The sequence below is a fragment of the Streptomyces sp. NPDC059743 genome (assembly GCF_042732975.1).
Classification (GTDB): Bacteria; Actinomycetota; Actinomycetes; order Streptomycetales; family Streptomycetaceae; genus Streptomyces.
On record NZ_JBHWGS010000013.1, the window covers coordinates 283,228 to 299,833 of the forward strand.

Consider the following 16,606-nt stretch of genomic DNA (forward strand, 5'->3'; position numbering starts at 1 on the left):
TCCTCTCCCGCGGTTACTCGATTTCAAACACCACCACACAGACATCTCCTCCGTCGCCGCCCCCCTGGGGGCCCCCCAGGCCGACGCGGAGGCCCCCACTCCTGCGTACCACGCTCAGCTCACCGGACAGCCGGCCGGCCGAGCGCCCTCAGACCAACCAGACCCTCAGGTCGTCAGCCCCTCTCAGGCCCTCAGGCCCTCAAGTCGTCGTACGCCGCCTCCGGCTGCCCGGCCTGCGCTCGCTCGGCCTGGTGACCGTCTCACCGGCCTCCCGCGCCGCCTCCCGGCGCTGCGTGCCGAACGCGGCGAGCGCCTCGGCCAGCTTGTGCACCGACGGCTCCGGGGCGAGGACATCGACACGCAGACCGTGCTCCTCGGCGGTCTTCGCCGTCGCGGGACCGATACACGCGATCACCGTCACATTGTGCGGCTTGCCCGCGATACCGACGAGGTTCCGTACGGTCGAGGACGAGGTGAAGAGCACGGCGTCGAAGCCGCCGCCCTTGATCGCCTCGCGGGTCTCGGCCGGCGGCGGCGAGGCGCGCACGGTGCGGTACGCCGTGACGTCGTCCACCTCCCAGCCCAGCTCGATCAGCCCGGCCACCAGCGTCTCGGTGGCGATATCGGCCCGTGGCAGGAACACCCGGTCGATCGGGTCGAACACCGGGTCGTACGGTGGCCAGTCCTCCAGCAGCCCGGCGGCGGACTGCTCGCCCGAGGGCACCAGATCCGGCTTCACACCGAAGTCGACCAGCGCCGCGGCGGTCTGCTCGCCCACCGCCGCCACCTTGATCCCGGCGAACGCGCGCGCGTCGAGCCCGTACTCCTCGAACTTCTCCCGCACCGCCTTCACCGCGTTGACCGAGGTGAAGGCGATCCACTCGTAGCGGCCGGTGACCAGGCCCTTGACCGCCCGCTCCATCTGCTGAGGCGTGCGCGGCGGCTCGACCGCGATGGTCGGGACCTCGTGCGGGACCGCGCCGTACGACCTGAGCTGGTCGGAGAGCGACGCGGCCTGCTCCTTCGTACGCGGCACGAGCACCTTCCAGCCGAACAGCGGCTTGGACTCGAACCACGCGAGCTGGTCGCGCTGCGCGGCGGCACTGCGCTCACCGACCACGGCTATGACGGGCTGGTGTCCCTCCGGCGACGGCAGCACCTTGGCCTGCTTCAAGATCTGCGCGATGGTGCCGAGGGTGGCCGTCCAGGTGCGCTGGCGGGTGGTCGTACCGGCGACGGTGACGGTCATCGGGGTGTCGGGCTTGCGGCCCGCCGCGACCAGCTCGCCCGCCGCGCCCGCGACCGACTCCAGGGTGGTGGAGACGACGACCGTGCCGTCGCTCGCGCCGACCTCGGTCCAGCAGCGGTCGCTGGCGGTCCTGGCGTCCACGAGCCGTACGTCCGTGCCCTGCGCGTCGCGCAGCGGCACTCCGGCGTATGCCGGCACTCCGACCGCGGCGGCGATACCGGGCACGACCTCGAAGGGAATGCCGGCGGAGGCGCAGGCCAGCATCTCCGTGCCCGCGTCGCCGTCGAGTCCCGGGTCTCCGGTGACCGCACGGACGACCCGCTTTCCGCCTCGCGCGGCCTCCATGACAAGATTGGCCGCATCCCGGATCGGGGGAATTCCGGCGGCTGTTGACACATCGTCGACAACCGTCAGTGCAGGGGTGCTCACTCCCGCCCTGGCATGGCTGCGTACCATTTCGAGCACATCAGGCTCGGCGATCAGTACATCCGCTCCCGCGAGCGCCTCGACGGCGCGGAGTGTCAGCAGACCCGGATCTCCGGGTCCTGCACCGAGGAAGGTGACGTGCCCCGATGCGGAGTAGGCCGAAAGGTCAGAGGTGGTGGGGCTCAATGTGCTCGCTCCCCCATAAGACCGGCCGCACCCTTGGCGAGCATCTCGGACGCGAGCTCGCGCCCGAGCGCGATGGCGTCGCCGAGCGACATGGGTACGGAACCGGTGATGGACAGCTGCACCAGCGTCGAGCCGTCGGTCGTACCGACGACACCGCGCAGGCGCATTTCGTTGACAACCTGTCCGTCGGCCAGCAGGTCGGCCAGCGCACCCACAGGTGCGCTACAGCCGGCCTCCAGGGCGGCGAGCAGGGATCGCTCGGCGGTCACGGCGACCCGGGTGTGCGGGTCGTCGAGTCCGGAGAGCAGAGCGGCGAGGTCCACGTTGACCGCGGCGCACTCGACGGCGAGGGCCCCCTGGCCGGGGGCGGGCAGGACGGTGTCGACCGGAAGGAAGTCGGTCACCTCGTCGATTCTGCCGATCCGCTGGAGTCCGGCGGCGGCGAGCACGACTGCGTCGAGTTCCCCACCGTGGACATGACCGATCCGGGTGTCGATGTTCCCGCGGATCGGCACGGTCTCGATGGTGCGGCCGTGGCTGCGCGCGTACGCGTTGAGCTGGGCCTTGCGGCGCGGCGAGCCCGTACCGACGCGGGCGCCCGCCGGGAGCCGCTCGAAGGTCAGCCCGTCCCGTGCGATCAGCACGTCCCGCGGGTCCTCTCGGCGCGGCACCGCGGCCAGCGTCAGCGCGTCGGGCTGGGCCGTCGGCAGGTCCTTGAGGGAGTGCACGGCGAAGTCGACCTCGCCGCGCAGCAGCGCGTCACGCAGGGCGGTGACGAAGACGCCCGTACCGCCGATCTGCGAGAGGTGCTCGCGGGAGGTGTCGCCGTACGTGGTGATCTCGACCAGCTCCACCGGTCGGCCGGACAGCTCGCGCACCGCGTCCGCCACCAGCGCGGACTGGGCCATGGCGAGCTTGCTGCGCCTCGTTCCGAGCCTCAGTGGCTTATCGGGCCTCAGTGGCTTTTCGGTCATACTCGCCCTCTGCCTACACCATCGGTGTCATTCAGGTCGGCCCGGCTGACGGCGGCGACCGTCTGCGGGTCGAGGTCGAAGAGTTCACGCAGCGCGTCCGCGTACCCGGCGCCGCCGGGCTCGCTGGCGAGCTGCTTGACCCGCACGGTGGGCGCGTGCAGGAGTTTGTCGACGACACGGCGCACGGTCCTGGTGACCTCGGCGCGCTGTCTGTCGTCGAGATCGGGGAGCCTGCCTTCGAGGCGCGCGACCTCGCTGCTCACCACATCGGCGGCCATGGCGCGCAGCGCGACCACGGTCGGTGTGATGTGCGCGGCGCGCTGGGCGGCGCCGAAGGCGGCCACCTCGTCGGAGACTATGGTGCGGACCTGATCGACATCGGCGGCCATCGGTGCGTCGGCCGAGGCCTCGGCGAGCGATTCGATGTCCACGAGCCTGACACCGCCGAGGCGGTGCACGGCGGCGTCGACATCGCGGGGCATGGCGAGATCGAGCAGCGCGAGTGGAGCCGTACGGCCGTCCAGCGCGGCCTCGACGGCGTCGGCGCTCAGCACCACACCGGTCGAGCCGGTGCAGGACACGACGACATCGGCACGTGTCACCTCGTCACGGACGGCGCCCATGGCCACGGCGCGCGCGCTCACACCCGTGCCGCCCGGCTGGTTGAGGATCTGTACGAGCCGGTCGGCGCGCGCGGCCGTGCGGTTGGCGACGACGATCTCCTCGACACCGGCCCGGGCGAGCGTGGCGGCGGCCAGCGAGGACATCGAGCCCGCGCCGATCACCAGCGCGCGCTTGTCCTTGGCCCAGGCCTCCACGGCCCGGCCGGCGGCGAGCTGCTCCAGACCGAAGGTGACGAGCGACTGCCCGGCCCGGTCGATACCGGTCTCGCTGTGGGCGCGCTTGCCGACCCGCAGCGCCTGCTGGAACAGGTCGTTCAGCAGCCGGCCCGCGGTGTGCAGCTCCTGTCCCAGCGCCAGCGCGTCCTTGATCTGGCCGAGGATCTGGCCCTCGCCGACGACCATCGAGTCCAGACCGCAGGCCACCGAGAAGAGATGGTGGACGGCGCGGTCCTCGTAGTGCACATAGAGATAGGGAGTCAGCTCCTCCAGCCCGACCCCGCTGTGCTGGGCGAGCAGCAGGGAGAGCTCGGCGACTCCGGCGTGGAACTTGTCGACGTCGGCGTACAGCTCGATGCGGTTGCAGGTGACGAGGACGGCGGCCTCGGTCGCGGGCTCCGCGGCGAGCGCGTCCTGCAACAGCTTGACCTGCGTGTCGGTGGGCAGCGACACGCGCTCCAGCACACTCACCGGCGCGCTGCGATGGCTCAGTCCGACGACGAGAAGACTCATGCCGGCATCACCGCCGGAACGTCGCCGTCAGGTCCCTTGCGGTGCGCGGCAGCGCCGTCCGCCGCACCGTCGGTGCTGCCCTCGCGCTCCGCCGCCGCGGCCAGGGCCGCTTCGGTGGCGGCTTCCTCACCGGCCTTGCGCTGCTCGTGGAAGGCGAGGATCTGCAGCTCGATGGAGAGGTCGACCTTCCGAACGTCCACTCCGTCGGGAACGGAGAGCACGGTCGGCGCGAAGTTGAGGATCGAGGTCACACCGGCGGCGACCAGCCGCTCGCAGACCTGCTGGGCGGCGCCCGCGGGAGTCGCGATCACTCCGATGGAGACGCCGTTGTCGCTGATGATCCTCTCCAGCTCGTCCGAGTGCTGGACCGGCATTCCGGCGACCGGCTTGCCGGCCATGGCTGGGTCGGCGTCTATGAGCGCGGCGACCCGGAAGCCGCGTGAGGCGAATCCGCCGTAGTTGGCGAGCGCGGCGCCGAGATTGCCGATACCGACGATGACGACCGGCCAGTCCTGGGTGAGCCCCAGCTCACGGGAGATCTGGTACACGAGGTACTCGACGTCGTATCCGACGCCTCGGGTCCCGTACGAACCGAGGTAGGAGAAGTCCTTGCGCAGCTTGGCGGAGTTCACCCCGGCCGCGGTCGCGAGTTCCTCGGAGGAGACCGTGGGTACGGAACGCTCGGACAGAGCGGTCAGCGCCCGCAGATACAGCGGAAGTCTGGCGACGGTGGCCTCGGGGATTCCTCGGCTACGGGTCGCCGGTCGGTGAGTTCGGCCAGTTGCCACGGTGCTCCTGCGGGATGAGCGAGGCTGCAGGCGGCCATATGTCCCAGGACCGCCCCGTCGAATGCAGGCTATGTCTTTGTGAACGCGTGCACAAAGATAGTGTCCGCTTTGTCCGAGCAAAGTGACCGGGGTCACGCGTCCCGATCCGGCGATCCCGGAACCGGCGACCGCATCGACCCGTTGCACAGAGGAAGGGGGCAAAACCGCACACACTCCTTACGAATAGGCCCCCGAGACCGCTTCCCGAATCCCTCCGGGACCGGCCCCCGGATCTCCGGCGACAGCGTCCGTACCGCACCGCGACCCGGACCGCTCTCCTCGAAGGGGGCCCAGCAAAGCGCCCACGATGGTAACCGTCTTTTCAGTCAGGCCCCCAGTTCCCGGCGGAGCCGATCCGCGTCCACCCGCCAGAATGTGTGCTGCTCGCCGTCCACCAGCACCACCGGAATCTGCTCCCAGTACGCGCGATGCAGCGCCTCATCCTGCGTGATGTCCTTTTCCTCCCAGGATGCTCCTGTCTCCGAGCACACCGTCTCGACAACCGCACGCGCATCGTCACAGAGATGGCATCCCGGCTTCGAGACAAGTGTCACCACCCGCTCGTCGGCCGTTTTCTTCGTCGTCTTCGTCTTCTTCGTCGTACGCCGCAACAGAGGACTCATGCGGCCCATTCTGCGCCCGAGCGGCATCCGAGGTGCCCGGTCGTCCACAGGCAGCCTTCAATCGCCCGATTAACGCACCGGTCCCGCAGAGTTCACCCCATGGCATCCCCACCCGTCGGGCAGTTCCGAACAGACTGGCTATGCTCACGCTATGGCCGCACTGGGATGGCTCACCCCCCGTAGACGCTCCGCCACCGCCCGGAGCGTGCTCGCGGGCGAGGCCGCAGCCGAGGCAGGACTGAAGTCCACACAGGCACAGGAGACCCTGGAGCCGCAGAAACCCCGGGCCTCCCGCGACGAGACGCCGGAATTCCCCGTCGTCGGGGACGCGCGCGCCGCCGCCTTCTTCGATCTCGACAACACCGTGATGCAGGGCGCCGCGCTCTTCCACTTCGGCCGCGGCCTGTACAAGAGGAAGTTCTTCCAGCGGCGGGAGCTGGCCCGGTTCGCCTGGCAGCAGACCTGGTTCCGACTCGCCGGTGTCGAGGATCCCGAGCATATGCAGGACGCGCGCGACAGCGCCCTGTCCATCGTCAAGGGCCACCGGGTCGCCGAGCTGATGTCCATCGGCGAAGAGATCTACGACGAGTACATGGCCGACCGCATCTGGCCCGGCACCCGCGCCCTCGCCCAGGCGCACCTCGACGCCGGCCAGCAGGTCTGGCTGGTCACGGCCGCGCCCGTCGAGACGGCGACGATCATCGCCCGCAGGCTCGGTCTGACCGGGGCCCTCGGCACCGTCGCCGAGTCGGTCGGCGGCATCTACACCGGCAAGCTCGTCGGCGAACCGCTGCACGGCCCGGCGAAGGCGGAGGCCGTCCGCGCCCTGGCCGCCCGCGAGGGCTTCGACCTGGACCGCTGCGCGGCGTACAGCGACTCGCACAACGACATCCCGATGCTGTCGCTGGTCGGCCATCCGTACGCCATCAACCCGGACAGCAAGCTCCGCAAGCACGCGCGCCGGCTCGACTGGCGGCTGCGCGACTACCGGACCGGCCGCAAGGCGGCCAAGGTCGGCATCCCGGCGGCAGCCGGAGTGGGCGCACTCGCGGGCGGCACGGCCGCCGCGGTCGCCCTGCACCGCCGCCGCCGCTGACCGCTGCCGGTAACCGGCCGCGCCGCCTCGCCGGTAAGGCCGCGCCGCGCCCACCATCTCCGCCACGCGATCCCGCCACGCCCGGCCGGACCACGCCCGGCCGGACCGTGCCCGCACGCGGCCGATCCCGCCGTTCTACCCGCGCGGCCGGGCGCCCAGTCACCAGGTCGCCACGCAGGCACAACCCATCACGACACCAGACAGATCTTGACTCAATCTGATCAATAAACGGTCACGATGTGCTACTTGATACGCCGCCTAGGCGTCACGGAAGCGACGTAATCGATGATTTGAGCAACTGGGTGTAGCACTGCCTGTACGAAGCGTTATTCTCCTCAGACGCATACCGGACCCCACACGTCGCCACGACGAGTGAACGGTCCCGCACTGCACGTGATGGAAGCTCTGCCTCTGGGAGTCCCGTGTACCCACACGTCGGGGTTGACGCCTCGGGCCTGGCTACGCTGCGCGCAACGGTCCTCGACCACTTGCGCGGCTTCGTCCCCACCGCGTACGCCGTCCCCGCCCTCGCCGCCACGGCCCCTGCCGTGAGCGGCCCTATCGGTCCTTGTTATGCCCTGGCGAACGGCGGTGCGGCGGTCGGCAGACGGGGAAGCCGCGGCGGCACCGCCGCCTCGACCTCCGCACGCCGCCCCACCGCCGACAGCGACAGCGCCCGCATGATGGAACTCGTCGAGCGCGCCCAGGCCGGTGAGGCCGAGGCCTTCGGCCGGCTGTACGACCAGTACAGCGACACCGTCTACCGCTACATCTACTACCGCGTGGGCGGAAAGGCGACCGCGGAGGACCTCACCAGCGAGACGTTCCTGCGCGCCCTGCGCCGTATCTCCACGTTCACCTACCAAGGGCGCGACTTCGGCGCCTGGCTGGTCACCATCGCCCGCAATCTGGTCGCCGACCACTTCAAGTCGAGCCGTTTCCGACTGGAAGTGACCACAGGCGAAATGCTCGACGCCAACGAGGTCGAGCGCAGCCCGGAGGACTCGGTCCTGGAGTCCCTCTCGAACGCGGCGCTGCTGGAAGCCGTACGGAAACTCAATCCGCAGCAGCAGGAGTGCGTCACCCTGCGCTTCCTCCAGGGCCTCTCGGTCGCGGAGACGGCCCGTGTCATGGGCAAGAACGAAGGAGCGATCAAGACATTGCAGTACCGAGCCGTCCGTACGCTGGCCCGGCTCCTCCCGGAAGACGCCCGCTGACCGCCGCCGTCCCTCCGCGCGCCCGCCCGCCGCCCTCTCCCCCCACCTCGTACGTCCACCTCGTACCTCCACCCCGCGCGCCGCGCCCCCACGGACACTCCCTCGTACACCCTCCGTGCCTCTCACCACGGCCTCAACTCACCGTCGGTGACGCCTCGATGACGCACTGGTCGGATCATCCTTCGCGCGTAACCCAAGTGCCGCGCCGCTCGTTGTGCGGGTGCAGGCTCCCTGCGGTCACGCCATGCCCGCAGCCACTCACTCACTTGTGTGGATGTGCTCAAGGCGTGCAACCTTCCGGACCCCCAGGGGAGTCGATCGTCATGACGAGAGGAGGTGCCGCCAGTGATCGCGAACGTTTCGGCACACCGGCGGGCGAACGCCTTCGCCCAGGCCCTGGAAGACCAGACGGTCCAGGGCGCGGCGGCCGGACAACAGCCCGCCGAGTCGGCCGAACCGGCCGAACAGGGGCGGCTGTTGGCTCTGGCGAAGGGCCTCGGCGAGCTGCCGAAACCCACGCTGGACCCCGAGGTCAAAGTGGTGCAGCGAGCCCAGCTCGTGGCAGCCATGGAGGCCATGCTGCTGGAGGGCACAGCTACCGGGGGGGTGTCTCCGGGCCCTACGGTGCCTGAGCAGCGGACCTCCGGCCGGGGCGCCCACCGGGCCTCCCGGCTCCGGAGACTGCGCCCGAGATCCCGCTGGTCCAAGGGCCTCGCGGCCGGCGGGCTCACGGTCGGCGTGGCGGCGGGCGCGTTCGGCGGAGTGGCGGCGGCCAGTTCCGACGCCCTGCCCGGCGACTCGCTGTACGGGCTGAAGCGCGGCATGGAGGACTTCAAGCTCAATCTGGCGGACGGCGAGTCCGACCGCGGCGAGCTCTATCTCGACCATGCCTCGACCCGGCTCAGCGAAGCCAGGCGGCTGATGGAGCGAGGCCGCGCCGGCCGGCTCGACCATGAATCCATGACCGAGATCCGGCGCACTCTGAGCGGAATGAAGCACGACGCGTCGGAGGGCCACCGCCTGCTCCACCAGGCATACGAACGGGACGGCTCGCTCGGCCCGATCGCCACGCTCTCCTCGTTCTCGTCCTCGCACCGCAAGACCTGGAACGGACTGCGCGAACGGCTGCCCGTCCAGCTCACGGACGTCAGCGACGAAGTGAGCTCGGTGTTCGACGCCATAGACGAAGAAGTCGCACCGCTCCAGTCGCTGCTGCCGCGCGCCCCGGAGAAACACCGGGACACCACCACCCGTCCCGGTGCCACACAGGACTCCACCGACACGGGCCGGCCGGACCGTCCCTCACCCAGCTCACCGAGTACGGACGGAGGCGCCTCGCACCCGAGCGATCAGCCGCACCCGCCGGGCCGGCACTCGGAGAGCGAGTCCGAGGAAGGTCTGCTCGGCGGTGGTACGGGCGGACTGTTCGACCCGCCGCAGAACAGCGCCACCCCGTCGCCGTCCGAGAACCAGAACGGCGCCGAGCGTCCAGGACCTGATGTCACGATCCCGCCGCTGCTGCCGGATCTGCTGCCAGGCCTGGGCATCAGGGCGGAGGACGCGGAGTGATTCAGGCGGTATGAGTCAGGCGCGGTGCTCCCGAAAGGGACCACCGCGCCTGACGTCCGCTGCCGCCGACCGCCTCAGAAGAACACCGAGCGCCGCTGCACCAGCAGCTTGTAGAGCGTGTGCTGGATCTGCTCGCGGACCTGATCCGTCAGATTGAACATCAGCATCGGATCCTCCGCCGCCTCCGGCGGATAGCCGTCCGTCGGAATCGGCTCGCCGAACTGGATCGTCCACTTCGTCGGCAGCGGCAGCAGTCCCAAGGGCCCCAGCCACGGAAACGTCGGCGTGACCGGGAAGTACGGAATGCCCAGCAGCCGCGCCAGCGTCCGCGAGTTGCCGATCATCGGATAGATCTCCTCCGCGCCCACGATCGAACAGGGCACGATCGGCACGCCCGCCCGCAGCGCCGTCGAGACGAATCCGCCGCGGCCGAAGCGCTGAAGCTTGTAGCGGTCACCGAACGGCTTCCCGATGCCCTTGAAGCCCTCCGGCATCACCCCGACGACCTCACCGCGCTGCAACAGCCGCTCCGCGTCCTCCGCGCATGCCAGCGTGTGCCCGGCCTTCCGCGCCAGCTCGTTGAAGACGGGCAGCATGAAGACCAGATCGGCGGCGAGCAGCCGCAGATGCCGCTCCGCCGGATGGTTGTCATGGACGGCGACCTGCATCATCAGCCCGTCCAGCGGCAGCGTCCCGGAGTGATTGGCCACCACGAGCGCCCCGCCGTCCGACGGGATGTTCTCGATGCCCTTCACCTCGACGCGGAAGTAGTTCTCGTACAGCGGCCGGATCAGCGACATCAGGACCTGGTCGGTGAGTTCCTTGTCATAGCCGAACTCGTCGACCTCGTACTCGCCCGTGAGCCGTCGGCGCAGAAACGCCAGCCCGCCCGCGATCCGCCGCTCCCAGCCGCTCCCGCTCCCGCCGTCCTGCTCCTCCGGCTCCGGCTGCTCCCCCGGCTCCGGCTCTCCCGCGTCCCGCTCGGGAACGGGCTTCAGCGGACCCGACGTACGATCCGAGCCCGAAGCGTGCGCCGGACCCGAGCCGGAACCCGGACCCGAGCCCGGGCCCGGCCCGGCTCCCTGCGAGCGCTTCGCGGCGCCGTCCTTGGCGTGCTGCCGCCGGCCGCCCGCGGAGCCACGCCTCGACCTCGGTTCATCACCGAAGGGGATGACCTTGGCATCAGCCATGTCAGGTGCGCTCCTTGCTGACGAGAGTGGAGAGCCGGTCCACGGTACGGGCCACAGCCTCGGGCGGCAGCAGCCCGGCACCCCGGCTCCGGGCGAAGTCCGTGAAGGCCTCCGCGGTCGAGTACGTCGGCACAAAACCCAGTGTCTCGCGCATCTGGTCCGTACTGACCACCCGGCCATGGGTCAGCAGCCTGATCTGCTCCGGCGAGAAATCCGTCATCCCGACCGTACGCAGCGCCGTGCCGACCCAGGTCACCGCGGGCAGCGGCACGGGCACCGTGGGCCGCCCCAGCCGCCGGGAACACTGCGACAGCAGCAGCACGCCCTCGCCGGCGACATTGAAGGTCCCGCTGTTGAGGGTGGAGCGCCGCGGCTCGTCCGAGGCGATCATCAGCACATCGATGACATCGTCCTCATGGACGAACTGGAGCCGCGGGTCATAACCGAAAACCGTCGGCAGAACCGGCAGTGACAAATACTCGGCGAGCGGAGAATCCGCCGCAGGACCAAGGATGTTCGCGAAACGCAGTACACAGACCGCCACATCGGGCCTGCGCCGCGCGAAGCCCCGAACATACCCTTCGACCTCCACCGCGTCCTTGGCGAAGCCGCCGCTCGGCAGCGACTTGGGCGGAGTTGTCTCGGTGAAAACCGCCGGATCGCGAGGCGCGGATCCATACACACTCGTACTGGACTTGACGACGAGCCGTTTCACGGACGGCGACTTCTGACAGGCGCCGAGAAGCTGCATCGTGCCGATGACATTGGTCTCCTTGACGGCGGCCCGGCCGCCCGTGCCCAGCGGAGTACCCGTCACATCCATATGTACGACCGTGTCCACGGCATGCTCGGCCAGCACGCGCGCGATGGCGGGCCGGCGGATATCGGCACGGACGAATTCCGCGTCGCCGAGCTGGTGCGCGGGAGCCACGGCGTCCACGGCGATCACCCGGTCGACACCGGGATCGCGTTGAACACGGCGTACGAAACGGCCGCCGAGCTGCCGGGCCGCTCCCGTCACCAGCACGACCTTGCCCACGATCAGCGCCTTCCCCTGGAAAAAGTCTCCCTACGCGTCACCGTAGCCGGTCGTTATTGCGCGATGGTGACCGTACGACGCGTCGCACCGCACTTTTACCGGTACCGGCAAACACCGAAGCCCTCCCACCATGTCGGTGGAAGGGCCGCGAATGCACGAACAGCGCCGCTTACTTCTTGTTGCGACGCTGAACGCGGGTGCGCTTGAGCAGCTTGCGGTGCTTCTTCTTGGCCATCCGCTTGCGCCGCTTCTTGATAACAGAGCCCACGACTACCCTCGCTCACTTCTCTTCACTCGGTGCGGGGCGTCTGGGCCCACACGACCTACGTCGGCCTAGCCTACCCGTCGCCGAGTGAGGGACGTAATCCGAGGGACGCCCTAGGCCGACTCAACCCCCACAAAGGACTCGCGGAGATACTCGTGAACCGCTTGCTCCGGAACCCGGAATGACCTGCCCACCCGGATCGCCGGCAGATGACCGCTGTGCACCAAGCGGTACACGGTCATCTTCGACACTCGCATCACCGAGGCGACTTCCGCCACGGTAAGGAACTTGACCTCGTTGAGAGGCCTCTCGCTGCCAGCAGCCATGACCCACCTGTACCTTCCGCACCCGACGGCCACCGGCTTCCCCTCCGGTAACTCTTCGTCGCTGTGCGCTCACATCCAGACTAGGGGCGGGTGATGCGAGTGGGGAAGAGGAGCAGCCTTCGGCCGCCTACTGTGACAGACACGCTCGATTGAGTACATAGCGCGTCAGCGGCAGGTAGTAAGAAGGCCGTGCGGTGCCTGCAAGTGGAACGGCTACGGACACGCGCCCCTCGGCCTCCCCCACGAACAGCGCGGGATCGTCGGTGTCACCGGGCCCGATGGCCTCAATGCCCAGCTGACCTGCTCCGCAGACCCAGCCGTGGTCTCCGACGACCAGCCCGGGAAGCGGCCCGCCGGACTCCGCCAGACTCTCCAGAGCCGCCCGAACCGGCAGCGGCGAGTGGGTATGTGCGCCCGGCTCACGCCCTGCACACCGCACGCCGGGTTCCCGCACCAGCGCGACGCCCCGTACGTAGTCGAGGTTGCACGTGCGTACGCCGAACCGGGTCGTTATGTCGATACATCGCCCCTGCGCCGGAGTGAGTACGAGACATCCCGCCGCCGACAAAGCGTCTGCCAGAGCTGCGTAGAAACCGAGCAGCCGGTGCGGATGTCCCGTCCCGAGCAGCACCGGAGCACCGCGCGCCGCGGCCACGCGCAGCCGCTCGGCGAACGCGTCCAGCGCGCTCAGCGTCCGCTCCGGGTCGATCACATCGCTGCCCGTCACCTGACCGGGATCGCGCGAAACTCCGCACCTGTCGGCCATGAGACCGAGCAACTCCCGCTCATCCCATGCCCGTTCGGGATCGAGTCCGAGCATGACCCGTGGATCGCGGGCGGCGAAGAGACGGTAGCTGCGCAGACTGTCCTCGCGCGAGGTGGCCACGGGACCGGCCGGCCCGGCCGCCAGCAGATGCGCCCGCAGCGCTCCGGTGCTCAACACCCTCCCGATGCTTCCGCCTCGGGCACCCGCCCGGGGCCGGAACCCCGGATTCACCGCACAGTTGGCGTAACGGACGGCCCGCCGGGCAGCCTCAGGCCAGCAGCCCCCGCAGCGGGAACACCGCCTTCCGCGTCGCCAGGATCGACTGGTCCAGCCGGTCCGCCGGATCGTACCCGTCCTCCCACGACTGCCAGCTCGGTGTCCGCCCGTCCGTCATCCGTCCCGGACCCAACTGCCGTGTCCGCGCGTACACCTCGCTCTTCCATGCCTCCGGCACCACCGACTCCGGCTCGACCGGCGCATGCCCGGCGATCCCCACAAGATGGGTCCAGGACCGCGGCACCACATCCACCACCGCGTAACCGCCACCGCCGAGCGCCACCCACCGCCCGCCGTCGACATACTCGTGTGCCAGCTCATGACAGGACGCCTGCACCGCACGCTGCGCGTCGAGCGACACCGCGAGATGCGCCAGCGGATCGTCGAAGTGCGTGTCCGCGCCGTGCTGGGTCACCAGAGCCTCCGGCCGGAAGTCCGCCAGCAGCTCGGGCACCACCGAATGGAACGCCCGCAGCCAGCCCTCGTCGCCCGTCCCGGCCGGCAGCGCCACATTCACCGCGCTGCCCGCGCCCGCGCCGCCGCCGGTCTCCTCCGGCCAGCCCGTCTGCGGGAAGAGCGTCCGCGGATGCTCGTGCAGCGAGATCGTCAGTACGCGCGGATCCTCCCAGAACGCCGTCTGGACACCGTCCCCGTGGTGCACATCCACATCGATGTACGCGACACGCTCCGCGCCCAGCTCCAGCAGCCGGGCGACCGCCAGCGCCGCGTCGTTGTAGATGCAGAAGCCGGACGCCGACCCGGGCATCGCGTGGTGCAGCCCGCCCGCGAAGTTCACGGCGTGCGCGACCTCGCCGTCCCACACCGCCTCCGCCGCACCGACCGACAGCCCGGCGATCAGCGCCGACGCCTCGTGCATCCCCGCGAAGGCCGGATCGTCCATCGTGCCGAGGCCGTACGAACCGTCGGCGGCACGCGGATCCAGCGAGACCCGCCGTACGGCGTCCACATACTCCTGCTGGTGGACGAGCCGCAGTGTCGAGTCGCCGGCCGCGGGCGCGGCCCTCACCTCCACCGCTCTGTCGAGCCCGTAGGCCCGTACCAATCCCATGGTCAACGAGAGCCGTACCGGATCCATCGGATGGCTGGACCCGAAGTCGTATCCCGTAACCGCGTCATCCCACATCAACCGTGCGCGACCGCTCATGCCCGCCACCGTATCGGGCCTGATCCGTCCCGAACGAGCGGGCGTACACCAGTGTCACCAGAACCATGACCATCGGTACGAGCATCGCGCCGCGGTAGTTCCACGCATCCCCGAGCGCTCCCACCAGCGGCGATCCGATCAGAAAGCCCACGTAATTGAAGACATTGAGCCGCGCGACCGCGCTGTCGCTGGAGGCGGGAAACAGTCGTCCGGCCGCCGCGAACGTCTGCGGCACGATCACACACAGCCCGAGCCCCAGCATCGTGAACCCGAGGATGCCCACCCACGCACCGGAAGCCAGCGCCACCACCGCAAAGCCCACGCCCGCCAGCAGAGTCCCGCACCGCACAACGGCCACCGGCCCGAACCGCCGTACGCCCAGATCCCCGACCGCACGCCCGAGCAGTGTGGTGACCATATAGGCGTTGTACGGAACGGTCGCCAGCTCCTCCGAACTGCCCAGCACGTCCTGGAGGTATTTGGCGCTCCAGTTCGACACCGTGGAGTCGCCGATATACGCGAAGGCCATCACCAGACAGAGCGGCAGCAGCAACTTGAACACCACGGGTTTCCCGGTGGTGTTGGGCTCCTGGCCTGCGACCGACTCCTGGTGGTCAACGGACTTCCGGGCGGTGTCCGCGTACCAACGGCTTCCGAGCAGAGCGGCCGGCAGCAGCACGGCCACCACCGGCAGATACGAGACCAGCAACGACAGATCCCAGTGGGCGCCGGCCCAGGCCAGCGAGGCTCCGGCGATACCGCCCAGGCTGTACACGGCATGGAAACCGAGCATGATGCTGCGCCCGTACGCCCGCTGAAGGCTGACGCCGAGCATGTTCATGGACGCGTCCAGCGCACCGACCGCGAGCCCGAACGCCGCCAGGGCGAGGGCGAGCTGCCACATCGCGTCACCCGCTCCGACGCCGAGCAGCGCCAGCAGCACGACGGGCTGCGCCCAGCGCAGCACCACCCTCGGCCGCACCCGGGCGACCAGCTTCTCGGTGACGACACTGCCGACACCGGCGAGGACGGGAACGGCGGCAAGAAAGGCGGGAAGGAGCCCGTCGGAGACTCCGTACCGGTCCTGGATGGCGGGGATACGCGTCACGAGCAGAGCAAAGGTCACTCCCTGGACGAAGAAACTCAGCGCCAGGGAGACACGACCGTGCCGCAATCGAGCGTCTGGCGCGTCCGTCGCATCTGTCATGGCCGGACAGCGTAGGGCGATCCGCTACCTATGGGTAGATGGATCACACAACGGATCAGGCAGCAGCTCAGGCAACGGATCAGCTGGCGGATCGACCGAGCAGTCCTGGCAGTTCAGCCATGGTGGAGAAGTACGCGGTGGCGCCCGCGAGTTTCTCGGCCGGAGTCATCGCCGTGAACGCGTAGACATCCATCCCGGCCGCCCTGGCCGCGGTGACACCGAGGGGACTGTCCTCCACGACGGCGCAGCGCCCGGGAGCGACTCCCATCCGCTCTGCGGCATGAAGAAAGAGATCGGGCGCCGGCTTGCCCTGCCTTACATCCTGGGCACTGAAGATGACACGGTCCTCGAACCACCGGTCAAGCCCGGTCTTACGATGGCCCACCCGGATGCGCTCATGGCTCCCTGATGAAGCGACGCAGTACGACACACCGTCGGCGGCCAGCTTCCCCAGCACCTCGGCCACGCCTTCGACCGGCTCCAACTCCCGCTCGAAGGCGGCGAAGACACGGGCGTGCAGGGTGTCATCGAAGTCTGCGGGCAGACGGCGGCCTGTCCGCTCTTCGATGAGATCGTGGACGCGATGCACGGCAGCTCCCATGTAGTCGCGGAGGGAGTCCTCGTACGACGTGGGATGGCCCAACTCGGTGAGATAGGCGGCCAGGATGGTGTTGGAGAGAGGCTCACTGTCGACAAGGACACCGTCATTGTCGAAAATGATCAGTTCGTAGCGCATACTCCGACCTTAGACGCACCCAGAACGCAGAAATGCCCTGTACCAGATACCTGGCACAGGGCATTCCCGTCAAAGATTGTTCGGCGGCGTCCTACTCTCCCACAGGGTCCCCCCTGC

General features: G+C 69.3%; 16 protein-coding genes. 3 read left to right on the forward strand and 13 right to left on the reverse strand.

Going from position 1 to position 16,606, the window contains the following annotated elements; genetic code table 11:
- Positions 1 to 199 precede the first annotated feature (199 nt).
- From ACFV6H_RS24325 to ACFV6H_RS24345, 5 genes are all read right to left on the reverse strand, one after another.
- Positions 200 to 1,861, reverse strand: coding sequence for a uroporphyrinogen-III synthase (locus ACFV6H_RS24325; protein WP_384986360.1), 1,662 nt, complete (start codon positions 1,859 to 1,861; stop codon positions 200 to 202).
- Entirely contained in the window at positions 1,858 to 2,835 is a 978-nt protein-coding gene (gene hemC / locus ACFV6H_RS24330) for a hydroxymethylbilane synthase (protein ID WP_385545584.1), read from the reverse strand. Before hemC ends, ACFV6H_RS24325 begins: the two co-directional genes overlap by 4 nt.
- Complete coding sequence (locus ACFV6H_RS24335) at positions 2,832 to 4,187, reverse strand: glutamyl-tRNA reductase (protein ID WP_384794202.1); 1,356 nt, start codon at positions 4,185 to 4,187, stop codon at positions 2,832 to 2,834. Before ACFV6H_RS24335 ends, hemC begins: the two co-directional genes overlap by 4 nt.
- On the reverse strand, positions 4,184 to 4,975 hold the full coding sequence (locus tag ACFV6H_RS24340) for a redox-sensing transcriptional repressor Rex (RefSeq protein ID WP_385545587.1): 792 nt from the start codon (positions 4,973 to 4,975) through the stop codon (positions 4,184 to 4,186). The genes ACFV6H_RS24335 and ACFV6H_RS24340 overlap by 4 nt, the downstream gene beginning before the upstream one ends.
- A 365-nt stretch (positions 4,976 to 5,340) precedes the next feature.
- Positions 5,341 to 5,637: a glutaredoxin family protein gene (locus ACFV6H_RS24345; protein WP_385545590.1), complete on the reverse strand. Its 297-nt coding sequence runs from the start codon at positions 5,635 to 5,637 to the stop codon at positions 5,341 to 5,343.
- A gap of 151 nt (positions 5,638 to 5,788) precedes the next feature.
- Between ACFV6H_RS24345 and ACFV6H_RS24350 the strand changes: the two genes are divergently transcribed.
- The 3 genes from ACFV6H_RS24350 to ACFV6H_RS24360 all read left to right on the forward strand — a co-directional run bounded on the left by ACFV6H_RS24350 (position 5,789) and on the right by ACFV6H_RS24360 (position 9,519).
- Positions 5,789 to 6,733 (forward strand): HAD family hydrolase, encoded by a 945-nt coding sequence (locus ACFV6H_RS24350; RefSeq protein WP_384986355.1) that lies wholly within the window; start codon positions 5,789 to 5,791, stop codon positions 6,731 to 6,733.
- Positions 6,734 to 7,155: 422 nt separating this feature from the next.
- Positions 7,156 to 7,950: an ECF subfamily RNA polymerase sigma factor, BldN family gene (locus tag ACFV6H_RS24355; protein ID WP_363083255.1), complete on the forward strand. Its 795-nt coding sequence runs from the start codon at positions 7,156 to 7,158 to the stop codon at positions 7,948 to 7,950.
- A 345-nt stretch (positions 7,951 to 8,295) separates the two neighbouring features.
- Positions 8,296 to 9,519: a DUF5667 domain-containing protein gene (locus tag ACFV6H_RS24360; protein ID WP_385545595.1), complete on the forward strand. Its 1,224-nt coding sequence runs from the start codon at positions 8,296 to 8,298 to the stop codon at positions 9,517 to 9,519.
- A 74-nt stretch (positions 9,520 to 9,593) separates the two neighbouring features.
- Here the strand turns inward: ACFV6H_RS24360 and ACFV6H_RS24365 are convergent, their stop codons facing one another.
- From ACFV6H_RS24365 to ACFV6H_RS24400, 8 genes are all read right to left on the reverse strand, one after another.
- On the reverse strand, positions 9,594 to 10,709 hold the full coding sequence (locus ACFV6H_RS24365) for a lysophospholipid acyltransferase family protein (protein WP_385545598.1): 1,116 nt from the start codon (positions 10,707 to 10,709) through the stop codon (positions 9,594 to 9,596).
- A 1-nt stretch (position 10,710) separates the two neighbouring features.
- Entirely contained in the window at positions 10,711 to 11,748 is a 1,038-nt protein-coding gene (locus ACFV6H_RS24370; RefSeq protein WP_385545601.1) for an NAD-dependent epimerase/dehydratase family protein, read from the reverse strand.
- A 169-nt stretch (positions 11,749 to 11,917) separates the two neighbouring features.
- Positions 11,918 to 12,016 (reverse strand): 30S ribosomal protein bS22, encoded by a 99-nt coding sequence (locus ACFV6H_RS24375; RefSeq protein WP_003948845.1) that lies wholly within the window; start codon positions 12,014 to 12,016, stop codon positions 11,918 to 11,920.
- 110 nt (positions 12,017 to 12,126) lie between these two features.
- The gene (locus tag ACFV6H_RS24380) at positions 12,127 to 12,339 is read right to left on the reverse strand and encodes a helix-turn-helix domain-containing protein (RefSeq protein ID WP_014046653.1); all 213 of its coding nucleotides are present in this window, start codon (positions 12,337 to 12,339) and stop codon (positions 12,127 to 12,129) included.
- Between the two features lie 127 nt (positions 12,340 to 12,466).
- Positions 12,467 to 13,282 carry a phosphatase gene (locus ACFV6H_RS24385; protein ID WP_384986351.1) on the reverse strand — a complete coding sequence of 272 codons (816 nt, stop codon included), beginning with the start codon at positions 13,280 to 13,282 and terminating at the stop codon, positions 12,467 to 12,469.
- Between the two features lie 91 nt (positions 13,283 to 13,373).
- Positions 13,374 to 14,546 (reverse strand): acetoin utilization protein AcuC, encoded by a 1,173-nt coding sequence (locus ACFV6H_RS24390; RefSeq protein WP_384794177.1) that lies wholly within the window; start codon positions 14,544 to 14,546, stop codon positions 13,374 to 13,376.
- On the reverse strand, positions 14,515 to 15,753 hold the full coding sequence (locus ACFV6H_RS24395; protein WP_385545606.1) for an MFS transporter: 1,239 nt from the start codon (positions 15,751 to 15,753) through the stop codon (positions 14,515 to 14,517). The genes ACFV6H_RS24390 and ACFV6H_RS24395 overlap by 32 nt, the downstream gene beginning before the upstream one ends.
- A gap of 79 nt (positions 15,754 to 15,832) precedes the next feature.
- Entirely contained in the window at positions 15,833 to 16,489 is a 657-nt protein-coding gene (locus ACFV6H_RS24400; RefSeq protein ID WP_385545609.1) for an HAD family hydrolase, read from the reverse strand.
- Positions 16,490 to 16,606 lie beyond the last annotated feature (117 nt).